Raw genomic sequence first — 13,788 nt, 5'->3', positions numbered from 1 at the left:
CTCCAGATTTTCAGTTATCTATTCATTCAGGACCAGCAATGAGCTTCGAAAAGATCCCGGCAGGTAAAGAACTGCCCAACGATATCAACGTAATCATCGAGATCCCTGCCAACCACGACCCGATCAAATACGAAGTGGACAAGGACTCTGACGCAGTATTTGTGGATCGCTTCGTTGCCACTCCGATGTTCTACCCAGCAAACTACGGCTACGTGCCCCAGACTCTGTCTGAAGACGGTGACCCCCTGGACGTGCTGGTTGTCGCGCCTTACCCGGTAATGGTTGGTTCTGTAATCCGCTCTCGTGTTGTTGGCGTTCTGAACATGACCGACGAATCCGGTGTTGATGCCAAACTGCTGGCCGTACCGCACACCAAGCTGACCAAGTTGTACGATCACGTTGAAGAAATCAGCGACCTGCCCGAGCTGCTGATCAAGCAGATCGAGCACTACTTCGAAAACTACAAAGCCCTGGAAGCGGGCAAGTGGGTTAAAGTAGAAGGCTGGGCTGACGCCGAAGCTGCACGCAAAGAAGTTATGGCTTCCCGCGAGCGCTACCTGAAAGAAGAAGGCTAATCCCCTCTTCTTTCAGCAGACTCCGAGCAATAAAAAACCGGCCTAGTGCCGGTTTTTTATTGCCTGTTAGGAGAGACCCTGTCAGTTAACTTCCCAATTGGGAACAAGGACAGGAGATAGCTCCTCCCCCTTGCGCTCACTCTCATCCAGAAGCTGGCCTTCCGCTGCACGCAAACTGAGGTGCTCTACCTCAACGCTGACCGGTTCCACCGACTTGCGTTCGTGCTCCTTTACGAGGTTTCCCTCCATGGGTGCCAAGGTCCATTGCGGGCTAGCCGCAGTTTCCGCCTTCGGCTTGGTTTGCTCGGCAACAGCTGCTCCGCTGCTCTCATCCTTAATACTGACCTGTGCGCCTATTTTGGCCAGGTTTGCACGAAACTGCTGTGCCTGGGGCAGAGATAACCCTTTCTTCAGTACCAGCGGGCGCCCACTGAACAGTTTCTCTATCGCCTGGGGATTGCTTTTAAACAGGCGCACCATACTGGCTTTTACATCACCAGCGGTAAAACCCGCCACCAAATCACCGCGAAAAACCAAACTGTAGGTAGATTGCGACATCAATAATATTTCCCTGAGTTACTCTTCCGAATCCAGAGTCTGGTCCATGGTATAAGCCGGAGCCCCTTCAACACGCCCTCCTACCTGGCGGGCGGGAACACCGGCGACGGTTGTATGAGCGGGCACATCGTGCAAGACCAAGCTACCGGCGGCAATTTTGACGTCCTCTCCCACCTTAACCGGACCCAGTACTTTGGCCCCGGCGCCAATCATCACTCCGGGGCCAATTTTCGGATGGCGATCGCCACTGCCGCAGCCACTGCCACCCAATGTCACCGAGTGGAGAATCGAGACATTGTCCTCAACCACACAGGTCTCCCCCACTACTAATCCAGTGGCGTGATCGATCATAATCCCGCAGCCAAATCGCGCTGCCGGGTGGATATCCACCGAAAACTGCTCCGATACCTGGCTCTGGAAATAGAGCGCCAAGGTATGGCGGCCTTGATTCCACAACCAGTGCGCTATCCGGTGGGATTGCAGGGCGTGAAAACCCTTAAAGTACAGGAAAGGCGTCAGGTACTGGTCACATGCCGGGTCACGGTCATACCAAGCGCAAATATCCTCGCCCATACAGCGGGAAATACTCGGATCATTGGCCAGAGCCAGGGCAATCACTTCCTGAAGCGCGGTTGCCGTGAGGGCATTGTGCTCAAGCACCGAAGCCAGGTGATCAGCTATAGCATCATCCAAGGACTTGTGGCGCAAAATGGTATTGTGGAAATAACTTGCCAGGATAGGCTCACCGGCGGCTGCCTCTGAGGCTTCAGCCCGCATCGCCTGCCAGATATCCCGCTGGCCTTGAACGGCCGCTTCCTCACCCATAATTCATCTCCCTTATATTCCCCAGGGCACTCACTGCGGCGCAGCTTGGCAGGATCACTAGCCCCTTTCAAGAGGAAGCCTCCATCGCAAAGTAGCTTTCTTGCCACCCCCAATGAGGTGGTAATGAACTGTAACCAACCTATCTCAACAGGCCGCTATAGTTGCCCATTAAATGGGGGGTAGCAGTGATCCGGAACCCAGATATAGCGCGTATAGATGTCCTGAAGGTGCTCGCAAACCGCAGTGCCCAGGGATAGTTCTGACTCTTGCAGCAACTCGGACAGGCGTTCCACGCTGAGAAGTTCCTGAAGCTCTCGGGCCCTGGGGGCATAGCTCAGGTGCCAGCGTTCCGGTGCGACTCCGCCGCGATCCTCTCCATAGGGTCGGAACAGCCCATAACTATTACCCGTGCTGATTTGGTTATCCAGCCAGCGATGGAAGGCGCCAAAAACTCCGTCGTCCACCACCTCTTGGGGGGTGAGCTGGACTGCATAGTCAGCGGGGACCGCCGCCGCATCGATAATATCGAAATCAGTGCCCCAGTGGTGACGGGATGCTCCCGGCAATGCGGACCAGCGCAGAATGGCGAAGATCAGCTCCCGCTCGCTTAACTGTTCAATATCCAGGGGAGTACCGTGACTATCGAGAACCGGGCGGTGACCTTGTGCTTTGGCATTCCAAATCAACAGTTGTCGATCAAAGGCACGAAAACCGGAAACGATTTTAGGGGCAAACCCCTCTTCACGGGCATTCCGGCTCAAGCGCTGGAAGGCGATCAGTGCTTCGGGATGTAAAAGCTGGTTAGAAGCTGGGTCGACAATGACATGCTCATCGCCGAGTCCAAATAACATACGCTTCAGCGGTGTCGATAACATTTGCATCTCATTATTAGGCGAACTCCAAAGGGCAGGCTAAATTATTCAACAGGCTATGCCTACTTTAACAGAGCGCAGACAGTCGCCCTTAACTATGGCACCAAAGCAGGGGCACCAAAAGCAGGCGCGCCGCACAATAATCTGGCGGTAATGTTTGTTAGCCACCTGTTAATTTATGTTAAGTTCAAAGCCGCAGTCGAGGGGTTGGCTGCGACAACGGACGCTCAAACTGGTAGGGAAAACCGAATGCACCCGAGTCAATCAGAACTATTAAAACTAAAAAACCTGGGCCTGGCCTCGGTCAATATTCTCCACTCTATTGGCATTCGCTCCCACGATGATCTGCGCAGGGTTGGGCCTGTCGAGGCCTTTATCAGCATTCGCAATCGGGGGATTAACGCCTCCAAAGTAATGCTCTACGCTCTTCAGGGCGCGCTGATGGATGTGCACTGGAACGACCTGGAGCCGGAGCTGAAACAACACCTTACCAGCGAGGTCGACCGCCTCCTTGCCACCCAAAACTCTGACTAGTAATTCCCCTCAAACACCACGGAAAGAGTCGCAGACATGCGCACTCTATGGACTCGGCACAGCAGACCAAGCTGTGCCGATCTACAGTAAGGCAAGTTGCGCCAACCCTATCTAAACTTACCGGTGGAGCCGCGGAATAATTCCGTAAAGACACTCACTCAAAGGAGAGATCCGATGTTGCGCATTGGGCTATTCCTGCTGACCAACCTTGCTGTCCTTGTATTGGTTGGCATTATTTTCAATATTTTTGGAATTGGGGGAATTCTTCAGGCAAACGGTGTCGATCTCAACCTCGGCGCCTTGTTGCTGATGTGCGCGATTTTTGGTTTTGGCGGATCTTTTATTTCCCTGCTCTTATCGAAAACCATCGCACGGGTCAGTACCCGCACACAAATTATCGAGCAACCCCGCAGTGCTGATGAACAGTGGCTGGTTGAAACCGTACGGGAACTCTCCCGCAAGGCGGGCATCGGTATGCCAGATGTGGGGATATTTCCAATGCCCCAGGCGAATGCCTTCGCCACCGGCTGGAATCGCAACAGCGCCCTGGTCTCTGTCAGTGCCGGTCTGTTGCAGCGCTTTAGCCGAGAGGAAGCCCGCGCTGTAATTGGCCATGAAATTGGTCACGTGGCCAATGGCGATATGGTGACGCTGGCACTGATCCAGGGCGTGGTAAATACCTTTGTGATGTTCCTTGCCCGCTTGGTTGGATTCTTCGTAGACCGGGTTATCTTGCGCAACGAAGAGGGATTGGGCATCGGCTATTTTGTCACATCCATTGTTATGGACATCATATTCGGCTTCTTCGCCATGATGATTGTCGCCTGGTTCAGTCGCCGCCGTGAATATCGGGCCGACCATGCCGGCGCCACACTGGCCAGCCCCCAATCCATGATTGCCGCACTGCAACGACTCAAGGTGGAGTCCGATCGCGGTCACGAGGAACCCCTACCCGGCAATATGAAAGCCTTCGGTATATTCGGTAGCATGGGAGCACTTATGGCCACGCACCCACCACTGGATGATCGTATTCTCGCCCTGCAAAATTTTCGTAATTAGATATTTTTCGCACCGCCGCCATCAATCATGGCGATCCTTACCTAAGGAAAAAAGATGAAAGTTTTGACCATATTAATTTTCTCATGGCTGATCATTTCAAGCTACGCATCCTCTGATGAATTACCGCCAATTTCACAAATTAAGCCGTCAGTTGCCGAAGAAGGATCTCTAGCAAACGAAAAGCTTATTGATGACACAGTCGCTGAATTAAGTAGAGTTGCCGGAATTAGCTCTAATGCAAAAATCCTTAAATTTGTAATTCAACAACCTGTTGGTAGGGCTGACTCAAGAGCTTGGCGAGAAATGTGGATCGCTAATCCTGGAGATTCTGCTAAGCGGTTTATCATAACCTTTCGGGAAGATGGGCCCGACGCTGCAAAATTTGAAATCCAGGAGATGTAGAACAGGTTCAAGCAGATGACATGGTAAAGCATGCTAAAAATGCCAGGTTGAGATCGCGCCGAAGGGCATAACTTGTTCTAGTAAGTACATTGATCACGCAGCAACAACAGCTCCAACTTTAAATCTCACCTCCGCTCCCCCATAAACAGCAAATAACGCTCGGATATTTCGAACAAGATACACTTTTTAAAACAGTGACAAAAAGCGGAAGGCAACAGTATCCACTGCTTTTCCAATCCGGTAGTTCAAAGGGAGGATTGTATTAATGACTCTACTTAAAACTCTACGCGCCAGCTTAATCTCAGTCTTTTTACTGCTTACACCGGCAATATCTGCACAGGCGGAAACCTTTGCCACCGACGACGAACGCAACACCATGCAGGTGTTCAATTTTGCCAGTCCGTCGGTGGTCTATGTCACCAATGAAACCCTGGTGCGGGATCGCAGGACCCTGCGCCTCCACTCAGTGCCCAAAGGCGCCGGCAGCGGATTTATCTGGGACACTCAGGGCCATATTGTCACCAATTTTCACGTCATTGAGGGTGCGCGGCAAATCACTATTACTTTGCAGGATCGCAGTGAGTGGCCGGCCGAGCTGGTGGGGTCTGCGCCAGAAAAAGATCTGGCAGTTCTGAAAATTAACGCTCCCAGGGAGTTGCTAAAACCGCTGGTTGTGGGCACCTCCAGCAATCTCGCGGTAGGCCGCAAAGTACTGGCTATCGGCAACCCGTTCGGCCTGGATACCACTCTCACCACCGGTGTGGTCAGCGCCCTGGGGCGGGAAATTGAAGCCGCCAACAACCGCACCATTCGCAATGTTATCCAAACAGATGCGGCTATTAATCCAGGTAACTCCGGCGGCCCGTTGCTGGATTCCCAAGCGCGTTTAATCGGGGTCAACACCGCAATTTACAGCCCCAGTGGCACCAGTGTCGGTATTGGCTTTGCGATTCCAGTGGATACGGTCAAAAAAATTGTGCCGGAACTGATCAATCACGGCCGCCTGGTGCGCCCGATTATTGGTATCGAATCCGCCCCGGACCAGTGGAGTAGCCGCTACGGCTTTGAAGGAGTCGCCGTTTTGCGTACCGCTCCCGGGCTTCCCGCAGAGAAAGCCGGCTTGCGCGGTATCCACCGCACCCGGGGTGGAGGCTGGGAATTAGGCGATGTGATTGTAGAAATAGAACAGCAGCCGATTCGCAGCTACGACGATCTGCTCAATGCCCTGGAAAAGCACAGTGTCGGTGACGAAATCACTATCGGCATATTGCGTGACGGGACAATTCGCTATACGTCCATTAGACTCGCGGCACCCGAATAAGCAGGCGCTTGCGCCCTGAACAAGAATTAGGCCGGGAGCCGATAATCTATGCAGAAGTACTTCCTGTGTCGCTATGACGAAATAAGCGAAGGTCAATCCAAAGGGTTCTCCCTCGGAGACACTGCCGCCGGCACTGACAATGTGTTTGCTGTGATGAAAGATGGCGAGGTCTACGCCTACAAAAACACCTGCCCTCACCGGGGCATCAACCTGGACTGGCAGGAAGACCAGTTCCTCGATCCCGATGGCGCACTTATTCAGTGCGCCTCCCACGGCGCGCTATTCCTGATTGAATCTGGGGAGTGTATCGCCGGGCCCTGTACTGGTGATGCCCTGACCCCAGTACCGGTGGAATATGCACAGGACGGTCTCTACGCATTACTGGCCGACTGACAGCCCCCTGCCTTCACGTCACGGGAGAAAAGGCAGGGCCTCCACCAGCTCGACACCTTCAGCATCGAGCTTCGCGCGGTATGCGAGCACTTGCACACCAGCATCGACAGCGGAATCCAGGGCCTCAGCATAAGCGGGATCAATTTCCCGCGCCGCCTGCACCGTCTCGATACCGCTGTGTTGAACGCAGTAAAAAAGTACCGCCCGCACACCGCTCTCAGCCAGCTTTTGCAGCTCGCGCAGGTGCTTGGCGCCCCGGGCACTTACCGCATCAGGGAAGTAACCCTGTGCCCCATCTGCCAGGGTCACATTTTTCACTTCCACGTAGCAGTCCCCATCGGCGCCGGACAACAACAGATCGATACGGCTGTTTTCCTCGCCGTAGCGCACTTCCCTGCGCAGGGATTCATAGCCCTGTAACTCGCTGACTACGCCAGACAGAATGGCCTCTTCAACCAGAGCATTGGCGCGGCCTGTGTTCACCCCCGCCAGGGCTCCATCCGGGGTCGTACAGATTTCCAGAGTGTGGCGATACTTGCGCTTGGGGTTGCCAGAATCGGAGTACCAGCAGTCTCCCCCCTCCACCCAACAATTCTTCATAGACCCCGTATTTGGGCAGTGGATGGTAAACACTTCGCCACTGGCAGATTCCACATCGGCGAGAAAGCGCTTGTATCGGCGCAAAAGTGTTGCCTTTTGCAACGGAGGGGTAAATTTCACGGGCTGGACCACTTGGCTGTAATTTCAGGCGCCACAAAATAGCAGACAACTATTTGTGGCGCGAATCGCGCAGATTTGATAGCTTCCTCGCTCTCGGTCGCCAGGGGTATCGGTACCGAGAACAGGATTAGCCTGACACCGCAGTGAATTTGATAGGTGAAAAAAGCATCACTTAGAAAGATTCCGGTCTAGGCTAGATTGAATTTGGTGGTATCGCCCCCATAAAGGGGGGCCCGTATAGAAAGAGAGGCAACGACTATGCCCAAAACTGCTGCGAGCACCGAATCTCTGCACGGCTTTGAGCCCTACAAGGAGACGCAGGGCGAAGAGTACATGAATGAGAAGCAGCAGGAGCATTTCCGCAACTTGCTGTTGGCCTGGAAGGCCGAGCTGATGGCGGAAGTGGACCGCACCGTTTCCCACATGAAAGACGAGGCCGCAAACTTCCCCGATCCCGCAGACCGCGCCAGCCAGGAAGAAGAATTTAGCCTGGAATTGCGCACCCGCGATCGCGAGCGCAAGCTGATCAAGAAGATCGATGCCACCCTGGAGCTTATCGACCAGGATGACTACGGTTTCTGCGAAGCCTGTGGTGTTGATATCGGCATTCGCCGCCTGGAAGCCCGTCCAACCGCAACTCTGTGCGTGGACTGCAAAACCCTCGCGGAAATCAAGGAACGGCAGATCTCCGGCTGATCCACAACCGATAGCGACACGGCGTTCGCTTGCGATCGCCCTGCTCGGAGGGGGCGATCAATGTATCGCCCCTATTCATTTTGAACAGCACAACTCCCTATATTGGTCGCTTCGCACCCTCCCCGAGTGGACCGCTCCACTTCGGCTCACTGGTGTGCGCCGTCGGCAGCTACCTCGACGCTCTCGCCCATGGCGGACACTGGCTCCTGCGCATGGAAGACCTCGACCCTCCCCGGGAAGAGCCCGGCGCGGCAACCCGTATTCTGAAATCCCTTGAAGCCCACGGACTGCACTGGCACGGCCCCGTCGAATGGCAGAGCAAGCGCTACGCACTCTACGAGGAAACCCTGTCCACACTGCGCCAACGGCAACTGATTTACCCCTGCGACTGCTCACGCAGCCAGATTAAGAAAAATGGTGGACATGCGAACGACTTCTGTCGCCTTAAATACGATGTGAGCGAACCCTCAGCGCTGCGATTGCAATGCGCGGGCGGCGAGGAAGGCTTTGTGGATATTTGGCACGGAGAGCAACGGCAGCTCATCCGCGAAGACACCATTCTCAAGCGCCGCGACGGCCTCTATGCCTACCAACTGGCAGTCGTTGTCGACGATATCGACCAACAAATCAACCAGGTGGTGCGCGGCTCAGATCTATTGGATACCACCGGTGCACAACAGCGCCTGTTTAAAATCCTCGGCGCTACTCCCCCCCAGTTCGGCCATCTGCCGCTGGTGATGGGCCCTGACGACAGGCAAAAACTCAGCAAACAAAATCACGCGCCGGCTATCGACGACAACATGGCTTCCGGTAACCTGTGTAAGGCTTTACAGTTCCTCGGCTTCAAACTGCCAAACACTGCCCTAACAGAATCCCCCGAGCATATTCTCAAGTGGGCTACCGCACGCTGGCGCCGCCACCAGATAGATATGCGCAACCGCCAATTGCACTGATTCCAAGCTGCACTTACCATTTCCGCGCCAGCCGCCCTTAGGGGTCCGGCTGATAACCCGCGTTGACGATTACACAGGGATGACTTCTCACCGGTACAGTGCGCGGGCAACAAATTTCTCTAGCGGGTTTTCAAGGCGATCTATGAGTAACCGCACACTATTAATTCTGCTGGTGCTGGTGGGTTATGTATTCTCCCCCACCATCTTTACCTGGATGATCAATCCCGTCGGCGCCTGGTACCGGCCGTTTATCCTCTGGTTCGTGCTGATCCTACTGGCGATTTTTATCCAGTGGAGGCGCAAATCAAATGAGCTTTGATATTGCCCACATTGCCCTGGTGGGAGTGGCTTATATCGCCACCCTGTTTTTTGTTGCCTTCGCCACCTCCAAGGGCTGGCTGCCTTCCCGCTGGGTGCGGCATCCACTGGTTTATGTGCTCTCCCTGGGCGTATCGTTATCGGCCTGGACCTTCTACGGTATCGTCGACCTGGCCTGGCAATATGGTTACGGGGTACTCGCCTACTATCTGGGCACCGGCGCCATGTTCCTGTTTGCGCCAGTAGCCCTGGAACCACTGGCGCGCCTGGCACAGCGCTACCAGCTGTACTCCCCGGCAGATCTTCTGGTGTTCCGCTATCACAGCCGCCAGGCGGGGACTCTCGCCACCCTGTTTATGCTGTTGGCGCTGCTCCCCCTGATCGCCCTGCAAATACAGGCGGTATCCGAGACCCTGGCGCTGCTGTCGCGGGATAGTGTGGCAGCCCTGGCACTGCCAGACAGCGGTGTATCAAGCAAAAACCTAATCGCATTTTTCTACTGCGTGCTGCTGGCGGTATTCACCAGTATGTACGGCGCCACCCGCGAGCGTGGCGAGGGCCTGGCCAGCGCCATGGCGCTGGAGTCCCTGGTAAAACTGGTGGCACTCACCGCGGTGGGTGGCTATGCCATTTACGGCGTCTTCGGTGGATTTTCCGGCCTGGATGAGTGGCTGCTGGAGAACCCCGATATGCACCAGCTGCTCTACACCCCCATCAAGCAGGGCTCATCCCACACCCTGCTGCTGGTGTTTATCGCCACTGCCGTGGCTATGCCACATATTTTTTACCTGAGTATTGCCGAGCGCCCCACCGGACAGGCAATGCGCACCGCCAGCTGGGGCTTCCCCCTGTTCCTGCTGCTGATGGCCCTGCCCATCTTCCCCATCATGTGGGCAGGCTTTGCCCTGGATGTGGCCGGCCCGGTGCAGTACTTCTCCCTGGCGGTTCCCCGCGCCAGTGGCTCAGCCCTGCTCACCACCCTGGCCTTTATCGGCGGCCTGTCAGCAGCCACTGGCGCATTAATTATGATCACCCTGGCCCTCGCCACCATGGTGATGAACCACTGGCTGCTGCCCGGCACCCGCTGGCATTCTGAGGACAATATGTACCGGCAGCTGGTGTGGCTGCGCCGCGCGCTGATCGCCGCTCTATTTATTGCCGGCTTTGCCTTTTACCTGTTACTCAACAACCGACTCTCCCTGTCGGATCTGGCCCTGCTGGCATTTATCGGATCACTCCAATTTCTGCCTGGGATTTTTGCTGTAATCCACTGGCCGCAAGGTAATCGACGCGGATTTGTCGGTGGTCTGCTGGCGGGCATGTTGCTTTGGGGGGGCGGCCTGTTAATTCCGTCAATTTTTGGGATTACCGGCATCACCCTGCCCGGCACCTCCCTCCAAATCCCCCTGGGGATGTCTATCTGGACACAGATCACCACCCTGTCACTGGGGGTCAATGTCCTGTTATTTGTCGGCCTATCTCTGTTCACCCGCACCAGCAGCCTGGAGCAGTACGCCGCTGACCTGTGTAGCGACGACACCATCGCCCAGGCTCTGCGCCTGGGACTGGATGTGGAATCCGCCGCAGATTTTCGCCTGCGCTTGGCTGAAAGCCTCGGAGCCGCTACTGCGAATAAAGAAGTTAAACGCGCTCTCGCCGCCCTCAATCTGCCGGACAACGAGCGCCGCCCCTACGCCCTGCGTCAACTGCGCAACAAGCTGGAGTCCAATCTCTCCGGCCTGCTGGGGCGTGTTCTGGCGGTGCAAATTATTGATCGACACTTCCCGTTCCAGAACAGCGATCAGCCGGCAAACAAAGACATTCACCTGATCGAGACCCGATTGGGCCGTTATAAGCACCAGCTCACCGGCTTGGCCGCAGAACTCAATAACCTGCGCCTGTATCACCGCCAAATGCTGGAAGAGCTGCCGATGGCCGCTTGCTCCCTGGGGCGCGACGGAGAAGTCCTGCTGTGGAACTACGCCATGCAGGACCTCACCGGTATCAGTGCCAGCGAGGTAATCGGCTCGAAACTGGAATACTTGGCAGAACCCTGGCGCAGCCTGCTGGGGGAGTTCGCCCTATCCACCGATGCCAGCCGCTTTAAGCAACAGGTGAGCCTCGACGGCAATAGCCACTGGCTCAACCTGCACAAGGCACGGCAAAAACGCAGCCGCAGCGACCGCTCCCGCGACGAGCGCGGCGATGCACAAATGTTGTTGCTGGAGGACATTACCGAAACACAGGTCTTGGAACAGGAACTTATCCACAGCGAGCGCCTGGCCTCTGTAGGTCGCCTGGCCGCCGGCGTAGCCCATGAAGTGGGTAACCCGGTAACGGGAATCGCCTGCCTGGCACAAAACCTCCAGTACGACTGTGACAACCCAGAGGTCCTGGATACTGCCGACCAGATCTTGAGCCAGACCCAACGCATTAGTCGTATCGTCCACTCCCTGGTCAACTTCTCTCACAGTGGCAGCCAGGAAGACAGTGAGCGGGCCCCAGTGGACCTCTATGCCTGTGTACAGGAGGCGGTCAATCTGCTGTCCCTGCAACGGGATAAGACCGAGGTCCAGTTTGAGAATCGGGTACCCGAAGACCTGATCGCCCCGGGAGACAACCAGCGCCTGATCCAGGTGTTTATCAACCTGCTCAGCAATGCCCGCGATGCCAGCCCCGATGGCGGCCAGATTCTAATTGAGGGCTATCGCAAGAGCGGCAGCGCCTGTGTCTCTGTCACCGACAGCGGACCGGGAATTTCAGCTCAGCATCGTGAACGGATTCTGGAGCCCTTCTTCACAACGAAAGAGCCCGGCGAGGGTACAGGACTGGGCCTGGCAATGGTTTACAGCATTGTCGAGGAGCACGGCGGCCAGCTGGAATTGGTCAGTCCCGCCAACCCGGAAACCGGGACTGGCGCCCGCTTTATTGTGCAACTCCCCCTGGGCGACTGAGATGGCTGGACACCCATATCGATCATTATTTGTGCAAAAATAACCCGATTAACCGTTTTTGAGTTGCATCGAAACGGCGCCCGGGTAAAACTAGGCGCTTACTGAGCATTTTGTAACCAGGCGTAACATATGAGCCACATCCTCATCGTCGAAGATGAAGCCATTATCCGAACGGCGCTGCGCAAGCTTTTAGAGCGGCACCGCTACAAAATCAGTGAAGCGGGTTCGGTAAAGGAGGCGCTCACCAAGTACCGCCTCAATGAAGTTGACCTGGTTATTTCCGATTTGCGCCTGCCCGGCGCACCGGGCACCGACCTGCTCAAGCACGCCGGTGATATTCCGGTACTGATTATGACCAGTTACGCCAGCCTCCGCTCTGCGGTGGACTCCATGCGTATGGGGGCCGCCGACTATATCGCCAAGCCCTTTGATCACGACGAAATGCTCGCAACCGTCCGCCGGGTCATAGGCAAAGCGGAGCAGAATCGCGCCCAGCCCATCAACGAGAAAGAGAATACCGGCACTATCGCCGGCATGATTGGCAGCAGCCCAGTAATGAGGGAGCTCTATGGTCGCATCCATAAAGTTGCCCCCACAGACGCCACCGTCCTGGTGCATGGTGAAACCGGCACCGGTAAGGAACTGGTCGCCCGGGCTATTCACGAGGAGAGCCGCCGGGCCAACAAACCGCTGATCTCCGTCAACTGTGCCGCGATTCCCGACACACTGATTGAATCTGAGCTGTTCGGCTACGAGAAAGGTGCATTTACCGGTGCCCAGAGTTCCCGCGAGGGACTGGTAGCGGCAGCCGATGGAGGAACCCTGTTCCTCGACGAAATCGGTGAGCTGCCCCTGGAGGCTCAGGCCCGCCTGCTGCGTGTATTGCAAGAAGGCGAAGTGCGGCCAATTGGCTCGATCGAATCCCGCAAAGTGGATGTGCGCCTGGTAACAGCCACCCACCGCAACCTGCGCCAGCTGTCAGCGGAGCGTAAATTCCGGGAAGACCTCTATTACCGCATCAATGTGGTGCAAATGACGCTTGCCCCCTTGCGCGAGCGAGGCAGAGACGTCCTAGCACTGGCAGAGCACCTGCTGGAAAAGTTCTGCACCAAGATCGAGCGCCCTTTATTGCGCTTGTCACCGGAAGCCATCCAGGCTGTTACCACCTACACCTGGCCCGGTAACGTGCGCGAACTGGAGAACGCCATCCAGCGCGCTGTGATCCTGACGGATAAGAACAGCCGCGAGATCGACCACAAAACCCTGGATATCGATCTGGACCTGGTGCCGATCGAAGAGGCCGATGGCATCCCGCGCCCCCGCAGTCTGCACACCGACCCCCGTGAGGACCTGTCCCTGGAAGACTACTTCGCCCGCTTCGTTATTGAGCACCAGGACACAATGAGTGAGACAGACCTGGCCAAGAAGCTCGGCGTCAGCCGCAAATGCCTGTGGGAACGACGCCAAAAGCTGGGCATTCCCCGCAAGAAGAGCCGCCGCAGCGCCGCCGCAGAAGCTTAAAATTAACGCTATCCTCAGGGGGCTTCGCCCCCTGCTCCCAATCCGCCCTCACCTGTCAAACTCCTTCGATCACTTTGTTACCCCACC

The 13,788-nt window shown here is 55.9% G+C and carries 15 protein-coding genes; 11 read left to right on the top strand and 4 right to left on the bottom strand.

Annotated elements, in window-relative coordinates:
• Positions 1-38 precede the first annotated feature (38 nt).
• The gene (ppa, locus tag ACJJI6_RS21110) at positions 39-575 is read left to right on the top strand and encodes an inorganic diphosphatase (RefSeq protein WP_282931443.1); all 537 of its coding nucleotides are present in this window, start codon (positions 39-41) and stop codon (positions 573-575) included.
• An 81-nt stretch (positions 576-656) separates the two neighbouring features.
• On the opposite strand, the gene ACJJI6_RS21105 is transcribed toward ppa, so the two are convergent.
• From ACJJI6_RS21105 to ACJJI6_RS21095, 3 genes are all read right to left on the bottom strand, one after another.
• A complete protein-coding gene (locus ACJJI6_RS21105; protein WP_444918094.1) occupies positions 657-1,133 on the bottom strand; it encodes a hypothetical protein in 477 nt (158 codons plus the stop codon).
• A gap of 18 nt (positions 1,134-1,151) precedes the next feature.
• Positions 1,152-1,958, bottom strand: a complete 807-nt coding sequence (gene cysE / locus ACJJI6_RS21100; RefSeq protein ID WP_444934062.1) for a serine O-acetyltransferase — start codon at positions 1,956-1,958, stop codon at positions 1,152-1,154.
• Between the two features lie 155 nt (positions 1,959-2,113).
• Positions 2,114-2,833, bottom strand: a complete 720-nt coding sequence (locus ACJJI6_RS21095) for a M15 family metallopeptidase (protein WP_475711974.1) — start codon at positions 2,831-2,833, stop codon at positions 2,114-2,116.
• Between the two features lie 246 nt (positions 2,834-3,079).
• On the opposite strand from ACJJI6_RS21095, the gene ACJJI6_RS21090 reads away from it, so the two are divergent.
• The 5 genes from ACJJI6_RS21090 (at position 3,080) to ACJJI6_RS21070 (ending at position 6,539) form a co-directional block, all read left to right on the top strand.
• Entirely contained in the window at positions 3,080-3,364 is a 285-nt protein-coding gene (locus tag ACJJI6_RS21090; protein ID WP_108735343.1) for a TfoX/Sxy family protein, read from the top strand.
• Positions 3,365-3,538: 174 nt separating this feature from the next.
• Positions 3,539-4,423: a protease HtpX gene (htpX, locus tag ACJJI6_RS21085; RefSeq protein WP_282931439.1), complete on the top strand. Its 885-nt coding sequence runs from the start codon at positions 3,539-3,541 to the stop codon at positions 4,421-4,423.
• A gap of 54 nt (positions 4,424-4,477) precedes the next feature.
• On the top strand, positions 4,478-4,825 hold the full coding sequence (locus tag ACJJI6_RS21080; RefSeq protein ID WP_475711973.1) for a hypothetical protein: 348 nt from the start codon (positions 4,478-4,480) through the stop codon (positions 4,823-4,825).
• Between the two features lie 265 nt (positions 4,826-5,090).
• Complete coding sequence (locus ACJJI6_RS21075) at positions 5,091-6,146, top strand: S1C family serine protease (RefSeq protein ID WP_475711972.1); 1,056 nt, start codon at positions 5,091-5,093, stop codon at positions 6,144-6,146.
• A 48-nt stretch (positions 6,147-6,194) separates the two neighbouring features.
• Positions 6,195-6,539 carry a Rieske (2Fe-2S) protein gene (locus tag ACJJI6_RS21070; protein WP_444915635.1) on the top strand — a complete coding sequence of 115 codons (345 nt, stop codon included), beginning with the start codon at positions 6,195-6,197 and terminating at the stop codon, positions 6,537-6,539.
• A gap of 18 nt (positions 6,540-6,557) precedes the next feature.
• On the opposite strand, the gene sfsA is transcribed toward ACJJI6_RS21070, so the two are convergent.
• The gene (gene sfsA, locus ACJJI6_RS21065; RefSeq protein ID WP_475711971.1) at positions 6,558-7,259 is read right to left on the bottom strand and encodes a DNA/RNA nuclease SfsA; all 702 of its coding nucleotides are present in this window, start codon (positions 7,257-7,259) and stop codon (positions 6,558-6,560) included.
• Between the two features lie 258 nt (positions 7,260-7,517).
• Between sfsA and dksA the strand changes: the two genes are divergently transcribed.
• From dksA to ACJJI6_RS21040, 5 genes are all read left to right on the top strand, one after another.
• Positions 7,518-7,955 (top strand): RNA polymerase-binding protein DksA, encoded by a 438-nt coding sequence (gene dksA / locus ACJJI6_RS21060; RefSeq protein WP_108734345.1) that lies wholly within the window; start codon positions 7,518-7,520, stop codon positions 7,953-7,955.
• 29 nt (positions 7,956-7,984) lie between these two features.
• On the top strand, positions 7,985-8,908 hold the full coding sequence (gene gluQRS / locus ACJJI6_RS21055; protein ID WP_413663172.1) for a tRNA glutamyl-Q(34) synthetase GluQRS: 924 nt from the start codon (positions 7,985-7,987) through the stop codon (positions 8,906-8,908).
• A gap of 142 nt (positions 8,909-9,050) precedes the next feature.
• Positions 9,051-9,227 (top strand): hypothetical protein, encoded by a 177-nt coding sequence (locus ACJJI6_RS21050; RefSeq protein WP_169337099.1) that lies wholly within the window; start codon positions 9,051-9,053, stop codon positions 9,225-9,227.
• Positions 9,217-12,180 (top strand): ATP-binding protein, encoded by a 2,964-nt coding sequence (locus ACJJI6_RS21045; protein ID WP_475711970.1) that lies wholly within the window; start codon positions 9,217-9,219, stop codon positions 12,178-12,180. Before ACJJI6_RS21050 ends, ACJJI6_RS21045 begins: the two co-directional genes overlap by 11 nt.
• Positions 12,181-12,309: 129 nt before the next feature.
• Positions 12,310-13,701, top strand: a complete 1,392-nt coding sequence (locus ACJJI6_RS21040; RefSeq protein ID WP_475709483.1) for a sigma-54-dependent transcriptional regulator — start codon at positions 12,310-12,312, stop codon at positions 13,699-13,701.
• Positions 13,702-13,788: the final 87 nt, after the last annotated feature.

It is taken from the genome of Microbulbifer maximicatervae (SeqCode) (genome assembly GCF_056232625.1).
The sequence above is the reverse complement of the archived record's forward strand: the minus strand, read 5'-3'. Positions and strand labels throughout refer to the sequence as shown.

What these genes read in the sequence shown, in the direction of transcription:
- ppa (WP_282931443.1), top strand. Translation starts at nt 39, where the DNA reads ATGAGCTTCGAAAAGATCCCGGCAGGTAAAGAACTGCCCAACGATATC.
- dksA (WP_108734345.1), top strand. Translation starts at nt 7,518, where the DNA reads ATGCCCAAAACTGCTGCGAGCACCGAATCTCTGCACGGCTTTGAGCCC.
- ACJJI6_RS21050 (WP_169337099.1), top strand. Translation starts at nt 9,051, where the DNA reads ATGAGTAACCGCACACTATTAATTCTGCTGGTGCTGGTGGGTTATGTA.
- ACJJI6_RS21045 (WP_475711970.1), top strand. Translation starts at nt 9,217, where the DNA reads ATGAGCTTTGATATTGCCCACATTGCCCTGGTGGGAGTGGCTTATATC.
- ACJJI6_RS21080 (WP_475711973.1), top strand. Translation starts at nt 4,478, where the DNA reads ATGAAAGTTTTGACCATATTAATTTTCTCATGGCTGATCATTTCAAGC.
- ACJJI6_RS21070 (WP_444915635.1), top strand. Translation starts at nt 6,195, where the DNA reads ATGCAGAAGTACTTCCTGTGTCGCTATGACGAAATAAGCGAAGGTCAA.
- ACJJI6_RS21090 (WP_108735343.1), top strand. Translation starts at nt 3,080, where the DNA reads ATGCACCCGAGTCAATCAGAACTATTAAAACTAAAAAACCTGGGCCTG.
- ACJJI6_RS21095 (WP_475711974.1), bottom strand. Translation starts at nt 2,833, where the DNA reads ATGTTATCGACACCGCTGAAGCGTATGTTATTTGGACTCGGCGATGAG.
- ACJJI6_RS21105 (WP_444918094.1), bottom strand. Translation starts at nt 1,133, where the DNA reads ATGTCGCAATCTACCTACAGTTTGGTTTTTCGCGGTGATTTGGTGGCG.
- ACJJI6_RS21040 (WP_475709483.1), top strand. Translation starts at nt 12,310, where the DNA reads ATGAGCCACATCCTCATCGTCGAAGATGAAGCCATTATCCGAACGGCG.
- cysE (WP_444934062.1), bottom strand. Translation starts at nt 1,958, where the DNA reads ATGGGTGAGGAAGCGGCCGTTCAAGGCCAGCGGGATATCTGGCAGGCG.
- ACJJI6_RS21075 (WP_475711972.1), top strand. Translation starts at nt 5,091, where the DNA reads ATGACTCTACTTAAAACTCTACGCGCCAGCTTAATCTCAGTCTTTTTA.
- htpX (WP_282931439.1), top strand. Translation starts at nt 3,539, where the DNA reads ATGTTGCGCATTGGGCTATTCCTGCTGACCAACCTTGCTGTCCTTGTA.